The organism is Actinoplanes sp. NPDC051475 (assembly GCF_040689425.1).
In the GTDB taxonomy this organism is placed as follows: Bacteria; Actinomycetota; Actinomycetes; order Mycobacteriales; family Micromonosporaceae; genus Actinoplanes.
Genome location: NZ_JBFAZZ010000003.1, coordinates 51,673 through 69,253, shown reverse-complemented (window position 1 = coordinate 69,253; position 17,581 = coordinate 51,673). Strand labels below are relative to the sequence as shown.

Below are 17,581 nucleotides of genomic sequence, written 5' to 3'. Positions count from 1 at the left end.
CGATCGGGGCCCGGCCGGGTGACGTCGGGCGTTTGCCCCTCATCTGCTCCGGCGGTCCGCCACCCTGGAGGGGTGGAGCGGCACCTGGCGTCGTGGTGGGCGGGTTTTCTGGAAGAGTCAGACCGTTTCGATCAGGCGTACCTGGTCGAGGGCCTCGGTGACCTGATCTCCCCGCACATCAAGGCCCCGCTGCTGCGCCGCGAGGTCCAGATCGCGATCGACTCGGTGGTCCGCTACCTGGAGCGGCCCACCAGCGAGGACCGGCAGGGGTACGCCCGGGACGCCGTCGACCGGCTCGCCCACAGCCTGACCCGCATCGAGGAACGCTCGACCGGCTCGGCGATCTCCACCGAGGAGGCGGCCATGATCCTGGCGGCCCTTCGCGGCGAGTACGGCGAGGCGGCCGCCGCGGCGGAGCCCCTGGTCGGCGCGAGCAAGCTGAACCGCCTCTTCGTCACGGCGCTGCGCCTGGAACGCTTCGACATCCCGCTCACCCTGCGCCTGCTCCAGGGCGGCCAGGCGCCCCGGGACGCCGTACGCGCGGGCCACCTGATCGGCCGCTACAGCTGGTGGCCGTCCTGGCTCCTGCGCATCGTGACGGAACGGGCCCTCGCCGGCCTGCTCGACGAGGGCACCATCGCGGCGCTGGACGAGTGCGCGTACGCGGAACTCAGCCCGATCCAGGCCAACGTGGCCCGCAAGCTTCTCAGCGGCGACGACCGCCTGATCAGTACGGCGGCCGAACGCCTGGCCGGCCTGGGTAAGCCGGAGGCCGCGGCCCGCCTCCGCGAGGGCGACCTCACCGCCGTGGCCCTGGCCGCCCGCCTGACCTCGATGTAGATGCCGCCCGGCACGGGCTACAGTGCACCCTGCCGCGGAGACACGGGGAGGGGGCGCGCGTCCGTATGGAACATCGGCTGCTGTCCGAGGACGTCCGGGACTCCTTCCACGAGGGTCTGCGTCGGCTGAGGACGGAGGCCGGCAACCTGGACGGGTTGTCGGCGGGTCCGCAGCCGGACGTCGCCACGCACCTGCGGCAGGGCTTCCTGAGGTGGCACGACGACGTCGAGGCCTTCCTGCTCCGGCACGTCCAGGACCCGCCCGACCTGGCGAGCTCGGGTCGTTACCGGTTGTTGCTCGAGGGCACGGTGCCGCCGGACCAGATGTACCGGGCGGTGAACGGCGAGCGGCAGCGGATCATGCTGCAGCTCGCGGCGATCGAGCAGCAGCTGCCGTCCGGGCCCGCCCAGCCGGTCACCGAGCCGGCCGGCGCGGGCCCCCGGGTGGTCGCCGAGGACGAGGCGCCCCTTGTCTTCATCAGCCACGCGAGCGAGGACAAGGCGCGCTTCGTCGTACCGTTCGCCACGCGGTTGCGGGCCAACGGCGTGAACGCGTGGCTCGACCGCTGGGAGATGCTGCCCGGCGACAGCCTCGTCGACCGGATCTTCGCCGAGGGCATCGGCCGCGCTCGCGCCGTGCTCTTCGTGGTGTCGAAGCACAGCGCCGACAGCCCATGGGTCGCGCAGGAGCTCAACGCGGCGACCGTGGGCCGGATCGAGGGCACCACCAGGGTCATGGTCGTGCGCCTCGACCACGCCGACGTCCCGGAAGCGTTGCGGGACCTCGTCTACGAGGACGTCGACCCGGACGGCGACTGGTCACCGGCGCTCGAGCGGATCATCCGGGCCGTCTTCGAGGTTCCGGCCCGGCCGCCGCTCGGGCGGCCGCCCGCCTACGTCCGCCAAGCCCTGGGCCTCGGCGGGGAACCGGGCGGCGACCATGAGTCCGGACTGGTGACCACGGCGGCCGAGGCCACCGGAGAACAGACGACCGTCGCGGCCACCGTCGCCCTGGTCAAGCTCGGCGTCACGGACGGCACGCACCGGATCCGGATGGAGGAGTCGCTGAGGGCCCTGACCGACGACTGCCTCCGCCGGCTCAGCCGGATCCCCTTCTCGCCGTTGCACCGGCTCGAGGATGCCCGCGTCCTCGAGGACCGCCTCGCCGCGTTCGAGGCCGAGGCCGACGGGCTCGCACGAGTCCTGGCGACGGGCATCTACCACGGGGAGGACCAGCACGACGCCTATTGGCTCCGCCCCATCGTGCGGATGTGCCGGTCGGCGGCGGCCGACGATTCGGAGATGCTGCCGGGAGCCCTGCGACCCACTCGCCGGTATCCGGCGCTGTGGCTGTACTACTCCGCGGGCGTCGCGGCCGTGGCGGCCGCAAGGGAACGTTTCGTCACCGTGGTGATGCGGGCCGGGCCTTTTCCCGCACCGTCGCGGGGCGCGGAAGAGCTCTGCGAGTTCCTCCATCCGCGCGCCGTCCTGGATTACCGCCTCGTCGACCGGATGCCGAAATGGGCCGGAGCCGAGGTCCGCTTCGGGCTGTCGAAGCATCTCAGGATGACGATCCGGCCCGTGTTCGGCGACCTCCTCGACGACGCCGAGTTCGCCGTGGCCTTCGAACGCTTCGAGTACCTCCGCAGCATGATCGAGGCGGACCTCGGCCACGAGCCGGCGCTGGGGGAGTATGCGTCCGGCGCGGATCGCATGCCGCCGTCGATCGGCAGGGTGATCCAACGGGAGATCCGTGGCGCGGGCCCGAGCTGGCCACTGCTGCGCGCCGGTGCGTTCGGAGGCGAGGTCCAACGGGCGCTGGACGCCGCTGAACGAGCCCGAGGACGGTAGCGGGCCCGCCGTGGGAGACGACCGGGCCCGCACCGCCGAGACTCAGGCGCCCCCGGCTGTCAGCGTCACCGTCTGCGGCTTGTAGCCGGCGCCCGCCACGTCCACCCCCGCCGCCTTGGCCTGGTCCAGCGCCTGCCGGATGTAGTCGTTGCTGTACGCCGTACCCTCCGGCTGCTTGGTCAGGACCGTGTCCCCGGTCTGGTTCTTGGTCGTCATCGACAGGTCGACCGTCTGCTTCCAGTCCGCCTCGTTGATCAGGCCGATGCCGCCGGCCGACGGCCAGACGAGCTTGTTGACCTCGTTCATCTGCCAGAGCTGGTGACTCTTGCCGAGCTTCGAGCCCTTGGCCACCACCATGTCGCGGCAGGATTCCGGGTTGTCGCGGCAGTAGGCCCAGCCCTTGATGGTGCCGGCCAGGAACTTCACCGTCTGCTGCTGGTACGTCGAGTCCTTCAGCTTGGCGGTGTTCGCCCACACCGCGTCCTGGAGCATGGCCGAGCCGTTGGTCTTCCAATCGATGACCGTGAAGTCGTCGGCCGTGTAGAGCTTGCCCGTGGCGGGGTTCTTCGCCTCGAGCAGCTGGGCGTACTCGTTGTAGCTCATGGCCTGGGCGGCGTCGATCTCCTTCTTCAGCAGCGCCTGCATGTCGAACTGCTGCTGGACCAGGGTGACGTCCTTGCCCGGGTCGAGGCCGGCCTTGGTCATGCCGGCGAAGAGCTCGAACTCGTTGCCGAAGCCCCAGTTGCCGACCTTCTTGCCCTTGAAGTCGGCCGGGCCGGTGATGCCGCTGTCCTTCCACGCCACCTGGTAGGTGCCGGAGCGGGCGAAGATCTGGCCGACGTCGGTGATGTTCGCGCCCTGTTCGCGGGAGGCCAGGGCCTTGGGGACCCAGGCGACGGCGTAGTCGGCCTTGCCCTGGGCGAGCACGGTCTGCGGGACGATGTCGACGCCACCCTCGAGCAACTGGACGTCGAGGCCCTGTTCCTTGTAGAAGCCCTGGTCCACCGCGGCGATGTAGCCGGCGAACTGGGCCTGGTAGAACCACTGGAGCTGGAGCTTGATCGGGGTGACGCCGCCCGGGGCGGCCGGGGTGGTAGGGGTGTCGGCCGTGCCGCAGGCGGTGAGCAGCAGAGCCGTGGAGGTGATAGAGGCCAGCAGAAGACGTCGCACGCGGACTCCTTAAAAAATGGTTTTCCAGGGCATCGCGAGACGCTCCAGCAGGAGCGTGGTGAGGTAGAAGACGAGTCCGAGCAGGCAGGCGCCGACCACGAAGGCCCAGGCACGGGGGTACGCGGTGAACGCGGCGGCGGAGGTGATCCGCGAGCCGAGCCCGTTCTGCAGGCCGCCGAAGTACTCGGCGACGACCGCGGCGATCACGGCCAGCGAGGACGCCTGTCGCAGGCCGGTGAAGACGAAGGGCAGCGCGCCGGGCAGCCGGACCAGCCGGGTGAACGTCCAGCCCCGGGCCGCGTAGCTGGTCATCAGCTCGCGGTGGGTGGGGTCCACCTCGCGCAGCCCGCGCAGGGTGTTGACAAAGACCGGGAAGAACACGATGATCCCGGCGACCAGGCGGCGCGGCACGCTGGAGGTCGACTCGAACATGTTGTTGAGGATGGGTGCGAGCGCGATGATCGGCAGCGCGTTGAGCACCGCCGCCACCGGCAGGGACACGTCGGACAGCAGGCGGAACCGGCTCGCCGCCATGGCGGCCAGCAGGCCGGCCGCCGTGCCCCAGAGCAGCCCGATCAGCGCGTTGAGCCCGCTGGCCGCCGCCGCGGACAGGATGTTGGCGCGCTGCACGACGAGCTCGTGGCCGATCGCGGACGGCGCGGGCAGGATGAACGGCGCGATGTGACCCAGCGAGACCGTCAGCTCCCAGGCGAGGAGGGCGGCGATGCCGAGGATCACCGGGGCCAGGATGCGCTTCACGGCGAGCCGCGCAGAGTCTTACGGACCAGGGTCACGAAGGAGAAGTAATCGGGGGACTGGCGGACCGCCTCATCGCGCGAAGGCAGGTCGATGTCGATGATGCCGGTGATCCGGCCGGGGCGCGGTGACATGACCACCACGCGGTCGGACAGGAAGACAGCTTCCGCAATGGAGTGGGTGACGAAGACGGTGCTGGTGCCGGTCTGCGCGCAGATGCTCAGCAGTTCGGTCTGGAGGCGCTCGCGGGTCATCTCGTCGAGGGCGCCGAACGGCTCGTCCATCAGCAGCAGCGGCGGTTGGACGGCCAGCGCCCGGGCGATGGCGACGCGCTGCTGCATGCCGCCGGAGAGCTGGGCGGGGTAGTGGTCGGCGAAGTCGCTGAGTCCGACCAGCGCGAGCATGTCCGAGGCGCGGGCCCGGCGGGCGGCCCGCGACTGCTTGCGCAGCTCCAGGGGCAGCTCGACGTTGCGCCGTACCGTCCGCCACTCGAAGAGTCCCGCCTGCTGGAAGGCGATGCCGTAGGCCTGGTCGAGCCGGGCCTGGCGGGCCGGCCGGCCCGCGACCGAGACGCTGCCGGCGGTGGGCGTGATGAGGTCGGCGACCAGCCGCAGCAGCGTGCTCTTGCCGCAGCCGGACGGCCCGATGAGGGAGACGAACTCGCCCGTGCCGACCGTGAGGTCCACGTCGGAGAGCGCCGTGACCTCGTCAGGCCGGCTCTGGTTGAAGATTTTGGTGACACCGGAGACGGACACAGCTGTCACATCGTCACCACCGAGACTCGACGCCGGTGCCGCATGAGCGGCAGCTCCAGGAGGCTGACCAGGCCGGCGACGACGAGGCCGAGCAGGGCCGCGCCGAGCATGGCGGTGTAGACCTTCGCGGGGTCGCTGGTGGCCTCCCGCGAGTACTCGATGACGAGGCGGCCGATGCCTCCGCGCGTACCCGTGGAGATCTCGCCGACCACCGCGCCCACGACGGCGGCCGCACCCGCGAGCCGGAGCGCCGGGAACAGGTAGGGCAGCGACGCCGGCAGGCGGAGCTTGACCAGGGTCCGCCACCAGCCGGCGGCATAGCTGCGCATCAGCTCCACCCCGCTCGCCTGCGGCGACTGCAGGCCGCGAAGCATGCCGACGGCGACGGGGAAGAAGCTCAGGTAGGCGGCGATCACCGCGACCGTCATCCAATCCGCCCACGGGTACGGCCCCAGGGACAAATTGCCGCTCCAGCCCGCCACCAGCGGCGCGAGCGCGACCAGGGGCACGGTCTGGGACAGGATCACGTACGGCAGCAGCCCCCGCTCGACGATCCGGAACCGCTGCATCGCCACCGCCAGCAGCAGCCCGACGACCGCACCGACGGCGAACCCGGCGGCGGTGATCCCCAGCGTGAACGCGGCCGCGGCGAGCACCACCTGCCAGACCGGCCGGCCGCCCGTGAGCTCCGGGCGGCCGAGCCGGCGCAGCATGTCCCAGACGTGCGGCATGGACAGGTCGTCGGCGCGGGGCAGGACGCGGGTGCCGAACAGCACGGTTCCGTCCGGGTTGCCGACCGCCTTGTAGCCCTCCCACACGGCCACGGCCACGACCACCGCCGCGAGAACGCTGAGGACGCGTCTCATGGGAGCGCCGGGATGATGCTCTTCCCGTACGCCTCCAGCGTGCCCTCCTTGTCGTCGTGCTGCAGGTAGAGGGCGAACTGGTCGACGCCGAGTTCCCGCAGCTGCTCGAGCCGGGCGAGGTGGTTCTCGACCGGGCCGAGGATGCAGAAGCGGTCCACGACCTCGTCGGGCACGAACGTCGTGTGTGTGTTGCCGGCCCGGCCGTGCTCGGCGTAGTCGTACCCCTGGCGGTCCTTGATGTAGTCGGTCAGCACCTGGGGCACCGCGCCGTCCGCGCCGTAGCGGGCGACGATGTCCGCGACGTGGTTGCCGACCATCCCGCCGAACCACCGGGTCTGGTCCCGCTGGTGGGCGAGGTCGTCGCCGACATAGGCGGGGGCGGCCACGCAGAACTTGATGGCCGCCGGGTCGCGGCCCGCCTTCTCCGCGGCGGTCCGGACCGCCTTGATCATCCAGGCCGCGATGTCCGGGTCGGCGAGCTGAAGGATGTAGCCGTCGCCCACCTCGCCGGTCAGGGCCAGCGCCTTCGGGCCGTACGCGGCGACCCACACGTCCAGCCGGCTCTGCGGCGCCCAGGTGAACTGGAGCTCCTGGCCGCGCACCGTCACCGGCTCGCCGTTGGCCAGCCCCCGGATGACGCCGATGCTCTCGCGCAGCTGCCCGAGGGTGTTCGGCTGCAGTCCCAGCACCCGCAGCGCGGAGTCGCCGCGGCCGATGCCGCAGATCGTGCGGTTGCCGTACATCTCGTTGAGGGTGGCGAACTGGGACGCGATCACCGTCCAGTCCCGGGTGCCCGGGTTGGTGACCATCGGGCCGACGACGACCCGGTCGGTCACGCCGAGGATCTTGCTGTAGATGACGAACGGCTCCTGCCACAGCACGTGCGAGTCGAACGTCCACACGTGGCTGTAGCCCAGGTCCTCGGCCCGCTTCGCCAGCTCGACGACCTCGCTCGACGGCGGGTCGCACTGCAGGACCACACCGATGTCCATCGGATCACCGCACCTTCGGGAATCCGAGGTCGACCTCGGAGGTGGCCGGGTCGGGCCAGCGCGAGGTGACGACCTTGCTGCGGGTGTAGAACTGGAGCCCCTCCGGCCCGTACATGTGCAGGTCGCCGAAGAGCGACGACTTCCAGCCGCCGAAGCTGTAGTAGGCGACCGGTACGGGCACCGGCACGTTCACGCCGACCATCCCGCACACGACGTCGTACTGGAACTGCCGGGCGGCGCCGCCGTCGCGGGTGAAGATGGCGGTGCCGTTGCCGTACTCGTTGTCGTTGACCAGGGCGAGAGCCTCCTCGTACGTGTCCACCCGCACCACCGACAGCACCGGCCCGAAGATCTCGTCGGTGTAGAGCGGCGAGTCGGTCGGCACCTTGTCCACCAGCGACGCCCCGAGGAAGAAGCCGGGGCCGTCGCTGATCGGGGCGTCCCGGCCGTCCACGACCACCTCGGCCTGGCCGGGCTCGGCGAGGTAGCCGGCCACCTTGTCGCGGTGTTCGCGGCTGATCAGCGGTCCCATCTCGGCGCTCGGGTCGCTGGCCGGGCCGACCGCGATCCGGGCGACCCGGTCCTTGATCGCCTCGACCAGCGGGTCCGCGCTCGCGCCGACGGCGACCACGACCGAGACCGCCATGCAGCGCTCGCCCGCGGAGCCGTACCCGGCGCTGACCGCCGCGTCGGCAGCCGAGCCGATGTCGGCGTCCGGCAGCACGACCATGTGGTTCTTGGCGCCGCCGAGCGCCTGCACCCGCTTGCCGTTGTCGGTGGCGGTCCGGTAGATGCTCTTTGCCACGGGGGTCGAACCGACGAACGACACCGCCTCGACATCCGGATGGTGCAGCAGCGTCTCCACCGCCTCGCGGTCGCCCTGCACGACGTTGAACGCGCCGTCCGGCAGGCCCGCCTGGCGCAGCAGGTCCGCCAGCATCAGCGAGACCGACGGGTCCTTCTCGCTGGGCTTGAGGATGAAGGTGTTGCCGCAGACCAGGGCGTTGCAGAACATCCACATCGGGACCATGGCGGGGAAGTTGAACGGCGTGATGCCGGCGACCACCCCGAGCGGCTGGCGGATCGAGTAGACGTCCACGCCGGTGGAGGCCTGCTCGCTGTAGCCGCCCTTGAGCAGGTGCGGCGCGCCCGCGGCGAACTCGATGTTCTCCAGCCCGCGGGCCAGCTCGCCGCCCGCGTCCGCCACGGTCTTGCCGTGCTCGGCGCTGACCAGGGTGGCGAGCTCCTTGCGGTTGGCGTCGACCAGCTCGCGGAAGCGGAACATCACCTCGGCCCGGCGGGACAATGACGCGGCCCGCCAGCCCGGGAACGCGCGTTTCGCCGACGCCACCGCACGCTCGGTCTCCGCGGCGGTCGCGGCCACCACGTACGCCTGCTGCTCGCCGGTCGCCGGGTCCCAGACCGGCAGCTGCCGGCCGCTGGTGCCGTCGACCGCCGTACCGTCGATCCAGTGTTTGATTTCTCGCACGCGGGCTCCTAGACCAGGTATTCGGACAGGCCGCGGGGCACGTAGCGGCCATGGCCCGCGCGCCCCTTGTATTCGTCGCCTTGCACGATGACGGCGCCGCGGGAGATGACGGTGTCGACCTTGCCGGCGATCTCCCAGCCCTCCCACGCCGAGTAGTCCATGTTCATGTGGTGGGTCTCGACCCCGATCCGGGTGCGCCCGGCCGGGTCGTAGAGCACGATGTCGGCGTCGGAGCCGGGTGCGATCACGCCCTTGCGCGGATACATGCCGAACATCCGCGCCGGGGTCGTCGCGATCGTCTCGACCCAGCGGCCCAGCGACAGCTTGCCGTCGACCACGCCCTGGTAGAGCAGGTCGACGCGGTGCTCCACCCCGCCGATGCCATTAGGGATCTTGGAGAAGTCGCCGACGCCCATCTCCTTCTGGTCCTTCATGCAGAAGGGACAGTGGTCGGTGGAGACCACGGCGAGATCATTGGTACGCAGCCCGCGCCACAGATCCGCGCGGTGGCTCTCGTGCTTGCTGCGCAGCGGCGTCGAGCAGACCCACTTGGCGCCCTCGAAGCCGGGCGCGCCGAGCTGGTCCTCCAGCGTCAGGTACAGGTACTGCGGGCAGGTCTCGGCGAACACATTGCGCCCGGCGTCGCGGGCCGCCGCGACCTGTTCGAGGGCCTTGGACGCGGACAGGTGCACGATGTAGAGCGGGCAGTCCGCGGCCACGCTCGCGAGCCAGATCGCCCGGCTGGTCGCCTCGGCCTCGAGCTCCTGCGGCCGGGTGACGCCGTGGTAGTACGGGTCGGTCTCGCCGCGCTCGAGGGCCTGCTTGACGAGTACGTCGATGGCCGGGCCGTTCTCCGCGTGCATCATGATCATGGCGCCGTTGTCCCGCGCCTTCTGCATGGCCCGCAGGATCTGCCCGTCGTCGCTGTAGAACACCCCCGGGTACGCCATGAACAGCTTGAAGCTCGTGATGCCCTCGTCGGCGACGAGCTGGTCCATGGCCTTGAGCGACTCGTCGTCGACGCCGCCCAGGATCATGTGGAAGCCGTAGTCGATGTGGCAGTTCCCGGCCGTCTTGGCATGCCAGGCGGCGAGCCCGTCCTGGACGACCTCGCCGAGGCGCTGGATGGCGAAGTCGACGATCGTGGTGGTGCCGCCGAAGGCCGCGGCGCGCGTACCGGTGGCGAAGGTGTCGCTGGCCTCGGTGCCGCCGAACGGCATCTGCATGTGCGTGTGGGCGTCGATCCCGCCCGGGATGACGAACTTGCCGGTGGCGTCGATCGTCTCGATCTCCGCCGGGCCGGTCCCGGGGGCGAACAGGGCGACGATCTTCTCGCCGTCGACGAGGACGTCCGCCGGGGTCGGGCCGGTGGGGCTGACCACCGTGCCGCCCTTGATCAGGAAGCTCATGGCTGCACCAGCCCGTGGTAGCTGTCGGGGCGGCGGTCGCGGTAGAACTGCCAGCGGTTGCGGACCGTCTCGAGCAGGCTCAGGTCGAGGTCGCGGACGATCAGCTCCGCCTCGTGGGTGTCGCCGACGTCGCCGACGAACTTGCCCTCCGGGTCCACGAAGTACGACTGGCCGTAGAAGTCGTTGTCGCCCAGCGGCTCGAAGCCCACCCGGTTGATCGCGCCGATGAAGTACTCGTTGGCGACCGCGCTGGCCGGCTGCTCCAGCTGCCACAGGTACGACGACAGCCCCCGGCTCGTGGCCGACGGGTTGAAGACGATCTGCGCGCCGTTGAGACCCAGCGCACGCCAGCCCTCGGGGAAGTGCCGGTCGTAGCAGATGTACACCCCCACCTTGCCGACCGCGGTGTCGAACACCGGGTAGCCGAGGTTGCCGGGACGGAAGTAGAACTTCTCCCAGAAGCCGTTGACCTGCGGGATGTGGTGCTTGCGGTACTTGCCCAGGTACGAGCCGTCGGCGTCGACGACCGCCGCGGTGTTGTAGAGGACGCCGGGCTGCTCCTGCTCGTACATCGGCAGCACCATCACCATGCCCAGCTCGGCGGCGAGGGCCTGGAAGCGCTCGGTGGTGGGGCCGGGGATCGACTCCGCGTACTCGTAGTAGGCGGCGTCCTGGACCTGGCAGAAGTACGGGCCGTAGAAGAGCTCCTGGAAGCAGATCACCTTGGCGCCCTGGGCGGCGGCGTCGCGGGCGTAGTCCTCGTGAGCCTTGATCATCGATTCCTTGTCGCCCGTCCAGGTGGTCTGGACGAGGGCGGCACGGACAACACCGTTCATGCCTGCTACCCCTCTCGGTAGGACGTATCGGCGGCGGTGGCGCGGGTCACCCGTCGATTGTGATCGCCTCTCCACCGTGTGTCATCGCCCCAGCGTCCGGCTTGACATTCAGGGCCGATGATGGAGCACACTAATGACACAACCGAGGGCGGACAATGACCGCCGTGTTATCAATTGTTTCGGAGACCTCTCTTGTTGGGGCTTATCGCCAATGCCGTCGACGACCGGAGTGCCCGGGGGATCGCGGCTGCCGTGAGCCGTCTCGTCACGGCCGGTGAACTTGCGAGCGGCGCGCGGCTGCCCACCGTGCGCGACGTCGCCCGGGAACTCGGCGTCAGCCCCACGACTGTCAGCGAGGCCTGGCGCAGCCTCGCCCGGGCCGGGGCGATCGAGACCCGCGGCCGGTCCGGCTCGTACGTCACCGGCTCCATGCTGCCGCGCCGGCGTCTTCGGTACGCGCAGCTCGGCGCCGGACTCGGCCCGGTCGCCCGCGACTACTCGACCGGCATACCCGACTACGACCTGCTGCCCGGCCTCACAGGGTCCCTCGAGCGGATCGGCGATGCCCGGCTCACTACCAGCTACCTCGAGGCTCCTGTGCTGCCGCCGCTCGAGACCGTGCTGCGGCGGCGGTGGCCGTACCCGCCCGAGCAGCTGACCGTCGTCGACGGGGCCCTGGACGCGCTGGACCGGGTGACGGCCACGCTCGTCCGGTTCGGCGACCACGTACTGGTCGAGAACCCCGCCTTCCCGCCGGTGCTCGACCTGCTCGACACCGTCGGCGCCACGGTGGTGGGCGTGCCGATGGACGAGCACGGCATGCGGCCCGAGGCGCTGGGGGCGGCGCTCAAGGCGTACGACCCGGTGGCGGTCTTCCTGCAGCCGCGGGCGCACAACCCGACCGGCGCCGGCCTCACCGCCCGGCGGGTCGCCGAGCTGGCCGCCGAGCTGGCCGCGTACCCGCAGGTCACCATCGTCGAGGACGACCACGCCGGCGACATCGCCACCGCGCCGCCGGTCAGCCTCGGCACCCGGCTGGCGCACCGGACCGTCCACGTCGCCGGCTTCTCCAAGAGCCACGGCCCCGATCTGCGGCTGGCCGCGCTCGGCGGCCCCGCCGCGGTGATCACGGCGGTGGCGGACCGGCGCTTGCTCGGCCCCGGCTGGTCCAGCCGCGTGCTGCAGGCCGTCCTGCTGGACCTGCTCACCTCACCCGAGGCTGAGGCGCGCGTCGCCGCCGCCCGCGACGTCTACGCGCGGCGGCGCGCCACCATGCTGGCCGAGCTGGCGGCGCGGGACGTCACCGCGACCGCGGGCGACGGCATCAACCTCTGGATGACCGTCGAAGACCAGCAGATGGCGATGCTCGCGCTGGCCGCACACGGCATCGCCGTCGCCCCCGGCGCCCCGTTCGCCGTGACGCCGCTCGGGGCCGACCACGTCCGGATCACCGTCGGCCTGATCCGCGACGGGCACGCCGAGCTCGCCGACCTCTTCGCCGCCGCCGCCCGGGCCGGAGCCCGCGGCAGCGGATCCCGTAGCCGCCCGCACCCGCGCGGCTGGCGCTAGCTCATGGAGGCTTCCCGTGACCGATGACCTGCTCGCCCGGCACAAGGCTGTGCTGCCCTCCTGGGTGACGACCTACTACGGCGACGAGGCGATCGAGCTGGTCTCCGGCTCCGGGCGCCGGGTCACCGACAGCGCCGGCAAGACCTACCTGGACTTCTTCGGCGGCGTGCTCACCACCATGCTGGGCTACGACATCGCCGAGGTGCGCGAGGCGGTCGAGAAGCAGCTCGCCACCGGCATCGTGCACAGCTCCACGCTGTACCTGATCCGGCAGCAGGTCGAGCTGGCGGAGAAGATCGCCAAGGTCTCCGGCATCCCGGACGCCCGGGTCTTCTTCGCGAACTCCGGCACCGAGGCCAACGAGGCCGCGCTGCTGTTCGCCACCAACCACCGCCGCTCCAACCAGATCCTGGCGATCCGCAACAGCTACCACGGCCGCTCGTTCGCGGCGATGGCGATCACCGGGCACCGCAGCTGGTCGGCGAGCGGGCTGAGCCCGATCTCGGTCAGCTGGCTGCACTCGGGCGAGCGGCTCCGCGGCCGGATGGCGGGCCTGTCCGACGCCGACCACATCGACGCCGCCGTCGAGGACCTGCGCGAGGTGCTCGCCACGACCACCGCCGGCGACGTGGCGGCCCTCATCGCCGAACCGATCCAGGGCGTCGGCGGCTTCGTGCACGCACCGGACGGCCTGCTCGGCGCGCTCAAGAAGGAACTCGACAACCACGGCATCCTGCTCATCGCCGACGAGGTGCAGACCGGCTGGGGGCGTACCGGCGAGCACTTCTGGGGTTATCAGGCGCACGACGTGCAGCCCGACCTCATCACCTTCGCCAAGGGCATCGGCAACGGCTTCGCGCTGGCCGGCGTGGTCGGCCGCGCCGACCTGGTCAACGCCGTCCCGGCGACGAGCTTCTCGACCTTCGGCGGCAACCCGATCTCGACGGCGGCCGGCAATGCGGTCCTGGACTACGTCCTCGAGCACGACCTGCAGCACCACGCCAAGCGAGTCGGCGCCATCCTGCTCGACGGCCTGCGCGCGGCGGTCGGCGAGGCGGGCATCGTCGGCGAGGTGCGCGGCCGGGGGCTGATGCTCGCGGTGGAGTTCGTCCGCCCGGGCACCACCGAACCGGACGCGGCGGCGACCCTGCGCGTGTTCGACGAGTGCCGCCGGGGCGGGCTGCTGGTCGGCAAGGGCGGCCTCTACGGCAACGTGCTGCGGATGGGGCCGCCGCTGACCCTGACCGAGGACGAGGCCCGCGAGGGCCTGACGATCCTGGTCGACGCCATCCGCAAGGCGGACGCCGAGGCGTTCTGAGCGCGGCGGAGCTCCGGCGCCCCCGCTCCAACGGGTGGGCCGGCGGAGCTCCGGCCCGCCGCCAGGGCGCCGGAGCCCCTGTCTCAGCCCGTCGCCCGGTCCAGCCGCGACGGCGCCGCGGACGAGGTCATCGGATGGGGATGCCCGATGGCGTACCCCTGGGCGAAGTCCACCCCCATGCCCCGCAGCAGGTCCACGGTCGCCGGATCCTCGACGCGCTCGGCGGCGGTCCGGACCCCCAGCGACCGGCACATGTCCACGATGGCCTGCACCGCGATCCGGTCGAACGCCGAGTCGCCCAGCCGGCCGACGAAGTCACCGTCGATCTTCACCAGGTCGATCGGCAGGTACTTGAGCAGGGACAGCGTCGAACAGCCGGTGCCGAAGTCGTCCAGCGCCAGCTCGCAGCCCCGGCGGCGGACCGCGGCGGCGAACTCGGCGGCCGCGGTCAGGTTGTCGACGGCGGTGGACTCGGTGATCTCGAAGGTGACGGCCCGCGGGTCGACGCGGTGCCGCGTCAGCGCCTCCAGCACGTGCGCGGCCAGCCCCGGGCGGGAGACCGTACGCCCGGAGACGTTGACCTGGAAATGCGAGCCCGGCCCGGCCTGCGCGATCAGCTCGAGGCTGCGGTCTACCACCCACCGATCGACGGCGACGATGTCCTCGCCGAGCTCCGCCGCCGCGAGGAAGGAGGCGGGCGACTCGCTCTGGTTCCGCCCGTCCGTCGTCCGCAGCAGGATCTCGTGCCGGGTGACCGCGTTGAGCGCGAGATCGAGGATGGGCTGGGCGTAGAGCCGCAACCGGCCGGCTCGCAGGACGCCGCCGACGTCGGCCTCGATGGCGGTGCGGCGTTCTGGCGCCGTTCTCGGCCGGGGCGTCGCGGTGAGGGCCGTCCGGCCCCTTCGGCTCTCTCGCCACGCCGCGGAGGCGTCGAGCATCAGCTCCCGCCCGCTCACCCGGTCGCCCGGGGCGAACGGGACGACCCCCGCCCAGGCCCGCAGCCGGACCCCGCTCACGGTGGTCAGGCCGAGCCGGTCCTGCAGGTCCGCCATCAGCGACAGGGCCCTCGCCCGGTCGGGGACGAGAAAGCCGAACTCCGCGGGGCCCATGACGCCCCGGCGGCCGTCGGCGGGCAGCACGTGCTCCAGGGTCCCGGCGACCGCCCGGGTCACCTGCCGGCTCTGCTCGGCGGTCAGGTCGCGGGTCGGCTCGACGGCGACGACCAGCAGCGCGCCGGCCCCGCCGCGGGCCGCGCGGTCGACTTCGTCGACGAACCGGTCCCGGCCGAGGAAGGCACTCACCGGGTCATGACCGGGCAGGCGGTCCCGGCCGATCCGCGCGCGGCGGCGGGTGCGGTGCTGTTCCTGGCGTTCGAGCTCCTGCCGGGTGACGTCGTGCGCCGTGGCGATCAGGCCGGTGGGCGTCACGCCGTCCGGGGTGAGCAGCTCCACCAGGCAGCGGACGTAGTGCAGCCGGCCGTCCAGCCGCTGCAACCGGAACGTGAACTCGACCGGGACACGGCGGCGCCAGGCCCGCTCGATCTCGGAGCGGACCCCGGCGCGGTCCGGCCCGAGGACTCCCTCGGTGAGCCGGGCCTCGTCGACGGCCGTCGCGGGGATGTGGCCGAACATCCGTGCCATGGCAGCGGACCACGTCAGCTCGTGACGTTCCGCGTCCCACATCACCCATCCCGCTCCCGCCGACTCCGCGGCCCGCTTGATCCGGGCCGCCTCGTCGGGATCGGGCACGTCCGCCTCGCCGGGCCGGTCGCCGCCCTCGACGTACTCGCTCAGGAGCCGCTCCAGGGCCCGGCGGCTGCGCGCCCGGTCCAGGGCCGACGGGGTGTACGCCGCCGCCAGCTCCATGATGTCGTCGAGGTTCATCGCCGTCTCCGTCCGGTCGGGGTGACGAAGCCGTCGGCCTCCGCGAGTTCCTTGAGCTTGCGCCGCGCCTGGACCTTGTACTCCCGGACGGTGTTGTGCGAGATGTCCATGCGTTCGGCGATGGCGCGATCGGGCAGGTTCTCCTGCGACAGGCTGATGACCTCGCCCATCCGCGGCGGAAGCAGCTGGATCCATGCGGCGAGCCGGTCCTCGGCCTCCCGTGGCGTGGCGGGCGCGGCGATCTCCGGCATGGTGAGATCGTCGAAGAAGAGAGTCGTCACGCGGCCCCGCCGCTTCTGGTGCCGGCGCAGGATGTTGCGGGCGATCGCCAGCACGTAGGTCCGCGGGTCCGTGAAGTCCTGGCCGCCGACCCACTTGGCGCAGAGAGCCATGAAGGCCTCCTGGGTCACGTCCTCCACCATCCCGCGGTCCGGCTCGAGCCGCAGCAGGAACAGCTCGACGGTCAGGTGGTGCTGCAGGAAGAAGGCACCGAAGGCGGCCCGGCGCGGCGCGCGGGCTGTCTCGTCGTCCTCGCCGGCCGGGGGATGGGGCATGCTCACGCTGCCTCCTCGTCCGGCCGCGACGGACCGTGCAGTTCGACGACCCGGCGGCCGTCCTGGTCCTGCTCGTCGATGCGGACCGTGCCCCGACTCCGGGCGAGCCGCGCGAGACCAGCCGCCCGCGCGGCGGTCCGTGCCGATCGCTCGCGCTCCAGGTGCACCCGGGTACGGTGCCGGATCCACGCGCGTACCGGTCCGCTGATCCCCAGCCCGCCCCCGACCGCCACCGCCGCACTGAGCAGCTCTGCGCTGATGTGGTCCACCGGTTCTCCGCTCGTACTGTGGCCCTCGTCTCCGGGCCTCCGGTCACTACTCTCTGTTGGTCGCCCGGATGTGGGGGAGCGGCATCGTGCCAAGTTGCACCTGAGATCGCGGGCACCGCGCCGACCTGGTGCAGGGCCGACGTTCGTCCACTTCAGACAGGCCGATCGGCGGACCTCGATGACCCGCGAGTATGGTCACGCGGCACGTACGGAGAGTGACCTGGTCGCCGGGCGCACCTAGCGTCGGGCGCATGATGATCGCCCACCTCAGCGACTCGCACCTGATCGCCGGGCCGCTCGGCGCCGGCCCGGCGGCGGCCCTGCACCGTGCCTTCGGACGCCTGCTCGCCCTCGAGCCCCGGCCGGACTGCGTCGTCATCACCGGTGACATGGTCGAGACCGAGGATCCGGCCGAGTACGCGATCCTCCGCGACATCCTCGACCGCTGCCCGATCCCCGTGCACCTCGTCGCCGGCAACCACGACGGCAACCAGCTGACCGTCGAGTTCGCGGGCACCCGCTACCTCGCCGGCGGCTCCTCGACGACCTACCGGGTGGACTATCCGGAGGCGGCCGTGCTGGTCGTGAACTCCGTCCTTCCCGGCCGTCCCGAGGGTGAGCTCGGCGCGGAGCAGCTGCGCTGGATCGACGAGGCGCTCGCGGCGCGTCCGGGCGTACCGGCGTTCCTCTGCCTGCACCACCCGCCGGCCGGCGTCGGCATCCCGTTCCTCGACGGCATGGGGCTGCTCGACGGGCCGGCGCTGGGCGAGGTCGTGGCCCGGCACGGCACGCTGACGCGGATTCTCGCAGGGCACGTGCACCGCAACGTCGCGGTACCGTTCGCCGGGACGCTCGTCAGCATCGCCCCGGCCGCCTACCGGCAGAGTCACCTGCGGCTGCACGACGCCGGGCCGCCCGGATACCTGTTGGAGCCGACGAGCTTGCTGCTGCACGTCCTGACCGGCGGCGGCTGCGCGACGCACACCGTCCCGGTCAGCGACGCCGGGGCGGTGCTCGCCTACTGA

General features: G+C 71.6%; 16 protein-coding genes. 5 read left to right on the top strand and 11 right to left on the bottom strand.

What is annotated here, in order from left to right; translation table 11 throughout:
- Positions 1 to 72 precede the first annotated feature (72 nt).
- Positions 73 to 840, top strand: coding sequence for a hypothetical protein (locus AB0368_RS07640; protein WP_366152989.1), 768 nt, complete (start codon positions 73 to 75; stop codon positions 838 to 840).
- Positions 841 to 905: 65 nt separating this feature from the next.
- On the top strand, positions 906 to 2,690 hold the full coding sequence (locus AB0368_RS07635) for a toll/interleukin-1 receptor domain-containing protein (protein ID WP_366152988.1): 1,785 nt from the start codon (positions 906 to 908) through the stop codon (positions 2,688 to 2,690).
- 42 nt (positions 2,691 to 2,732) lie between these two features.
- Here AB0368_RS07635 and AB0368_RS07630 read toward each other — a convergent pair whose 3' ends face one another.
- Genes AB0368_RS07630 through AB0368_RS07595 form a run of 8 tightly spaced genes read right to left on the bottom strand, consistent with a single transcriptional unit; the run spans position 2,733 to position 10,963 of the window.
- Positions 2,733 to 3,860, bottom strand: coding sequence for an ABC transporter substrate-binding protein (locus AB0368_RS07630; protein WP_366152987.1), 1,128 nt, complete (start codon positions 3,858 to 3,860; stop codon positions 2,733 to 2,735).
- A gap of 9 nt (positions 3,861 to 3,869) precedes the next feature.
- The gene (locus AB0368_RS07625) at positions 3,870 to 4,619 is read right to left on the bottom strand and encodes an ABC transporter permease subunit (protein WP_366152986.1); all 750 of its coding nucleotides are present in this window, start codon (positions 4,617 to 4,619) and stop codon (positions 3,870 to 3,872) included.
- Complete coding sequence (locus AB0368_RS07620; RefSeq protein ID WP_366152985.1) at positions 4,616 to 5,380, bottom strand: ABC transporter ATP-binding protein; 765 nt, start codon at positions 5,378 to 5,380, stop codon at positions 4,616 to 4,618. The genes AB0368_RS07625 and AB0368_RS07620 overlap by 4 nt, the downstream gene beginning before the upstream one ends.
- A complete protein-coding gene (locus AB0368_RS07615; RefSeq protein WP_366152984.1) occupies positions 5,377 to 6,237 on the bottom strand; it encodes an ABC transporter permease subunit in 861 nt (286 codons plus the stop codon). Before AB0368_RS07615 ends, AB0368_RS07620 begins: the two co-directional genes overlap by 4 nt.
- Positions 6,234 to 7,229: a TIGR03842 family LLM class F420-dependent oxidoreductase gene (locus AB0368_RS07610; protein WP_366152983.1), complete on the bottom strand. Its 996-nt coding sequence runs from the start codon at positions 7,227 to 7,229 to the stop codon at positions 6,234 to 6,236. The genes AB0368_RS07615 and AB0368_RS07610 overlap by 4 nt, the downstream gene beginning before the upstream one ends.
- Positions 7,230 to 7,233: 4 nt before the next feature.
- On the bottom strand, positions 7,234 to 8,718 hold the full coding sequence (locus tag AB0368_RS07605; RefSeq protein WP_366152982.1) for a CoA-acylating methylmalonate-semialdehyde dehydrogenase: 1,485 nt from the start codon (positions 8,716 to 8,718) through the stop codon (positions 7,234 to 7,236).
- 8 nt (positions 8,719 to 8,726) lie between these two features.
- Positions 8,727 to 10,127 (bottom strand): dihydropyrimidinase, encoded by a 1,401-nt coding sequence (gene hydA / locus AB0368_RS07600; RefSeq protein ID WP_366152981.1) that lies wholly within the window; start codon positions 10,125 to 10,127, stop codon positions 8,727 to 8,729.
- A complete protein-coding gene (locus tag AB0368_RS07595; protein WP_366152980.1) occupies positions 10,124 to 10,963 on the bottom strand; it encodes a nitrilase-related carbon-nitrogen hydrolase in 840 nt (279 codons plus the stop codon). The genes hydA and AB0368_RS07595 overlap by 4 nt, the downstream gene beginning before the upstream one ends.
- A 174-nt stretch (positions 10,964 to 11,137) precedes the next feature.
- Between AB0368_RS07595 and AB0368_RS07590 the strand changes: the two genes are divergently transcribed.
- The gene (locus AB0368_RS07590; protein WP_366152979.1) at positions 11,138 to 12,532 is read left to right on the top strand and encodes an aminotransferase class I/II-fold pyridoxal phosphate-dependent enzyme; all 1,395 of its coding nucleotides are present in this window, start codon (positions 11,138 to 11,140) and stop codon (positions 12,530 to 12,532) included.
- A gap of 16 nt (positions 12,533 to 12,548) precedes the next feature.
- On the top strand, positions 12,549 to 13,850 hold the full coding sequence (locus AB0368_RS07585) for an aminotransferase class III-fold pyridoxal phosphate-dependent enzyme (protein WP_366152978.1): 1,302 nt from the start codon (positions 12,549 to 12,551) through the stop codon (positions 13,848 to 13,850).
- 83 nt (positions 13,851 to 13,933) lie between these two features.
- Here AB0368_RS07585 and AB0368_RS07580 read toward each other — a convergent pair whose 3' ends face one another.
- From AB0368_RS07580 to AB0368_RS07570, 3 genes are read right to left on the bottom strand one after another with little or no spacing between them, the layout of a single operon-like run.
- Positions 13,934 to 15,733 carry an EAL domain-containing protein gene (locus AB0368_RS07580; protein ID WP_366152977.1) on the bottom strand — a complete coding sequence of 600 codons (1,800 nt, stop codon included), beginning with the start codon at positions 15,731 to 15,733 and terminating at the stop codon, positions 13,934 to 13,936.
- Positions 15,730 to 16,287, bottom strand: coding sequence for an RNA polymerase sigma factor (locus AB0368_RS07575; protein ID WP_366153348.1), 558 nt, complete (start codon positions 16,285 to 16,287; stop codon positions 15,730 to 15,732). The genes AB0368_RS07580 and AB0368_RS07575 overlap by 4 nt, the downstream gene beginning before the upstream one ends.
- A gap of 2 nt (positions 16,288 to 16,289) precedes the next feature.
- On the bottom strand, positions 16,290 to 16,556 hold the full coding sequence (locus AB0368_RS07570) for a hypothetical protein (RefSeq protein ID WP_366152976.1): 267 nt from the start codon (positions 16,554 to 16,556) through the stop codon (positions 16,290 to 16,292).
- A 251-nt stretch (positions 16,557 to 16,807) separates the two neighbouring features.
- On the opposite strand from AB0368_RS07570, the gene AB0368_RS07565 reads away from it, so the two are divergent.
- Positions 16,808 to 17,581 carry a phosphodiesterase gene (locus tag AB0368_RS07565; RefSeq protein WP_366152975.1) on the top strand — a complete coding sequence of 258 codons (774 nt, stop codon included), beginning with the start codon at positions 16,808 to 16,810 and terminating at the stop codon, positions 17,579 to 17,581.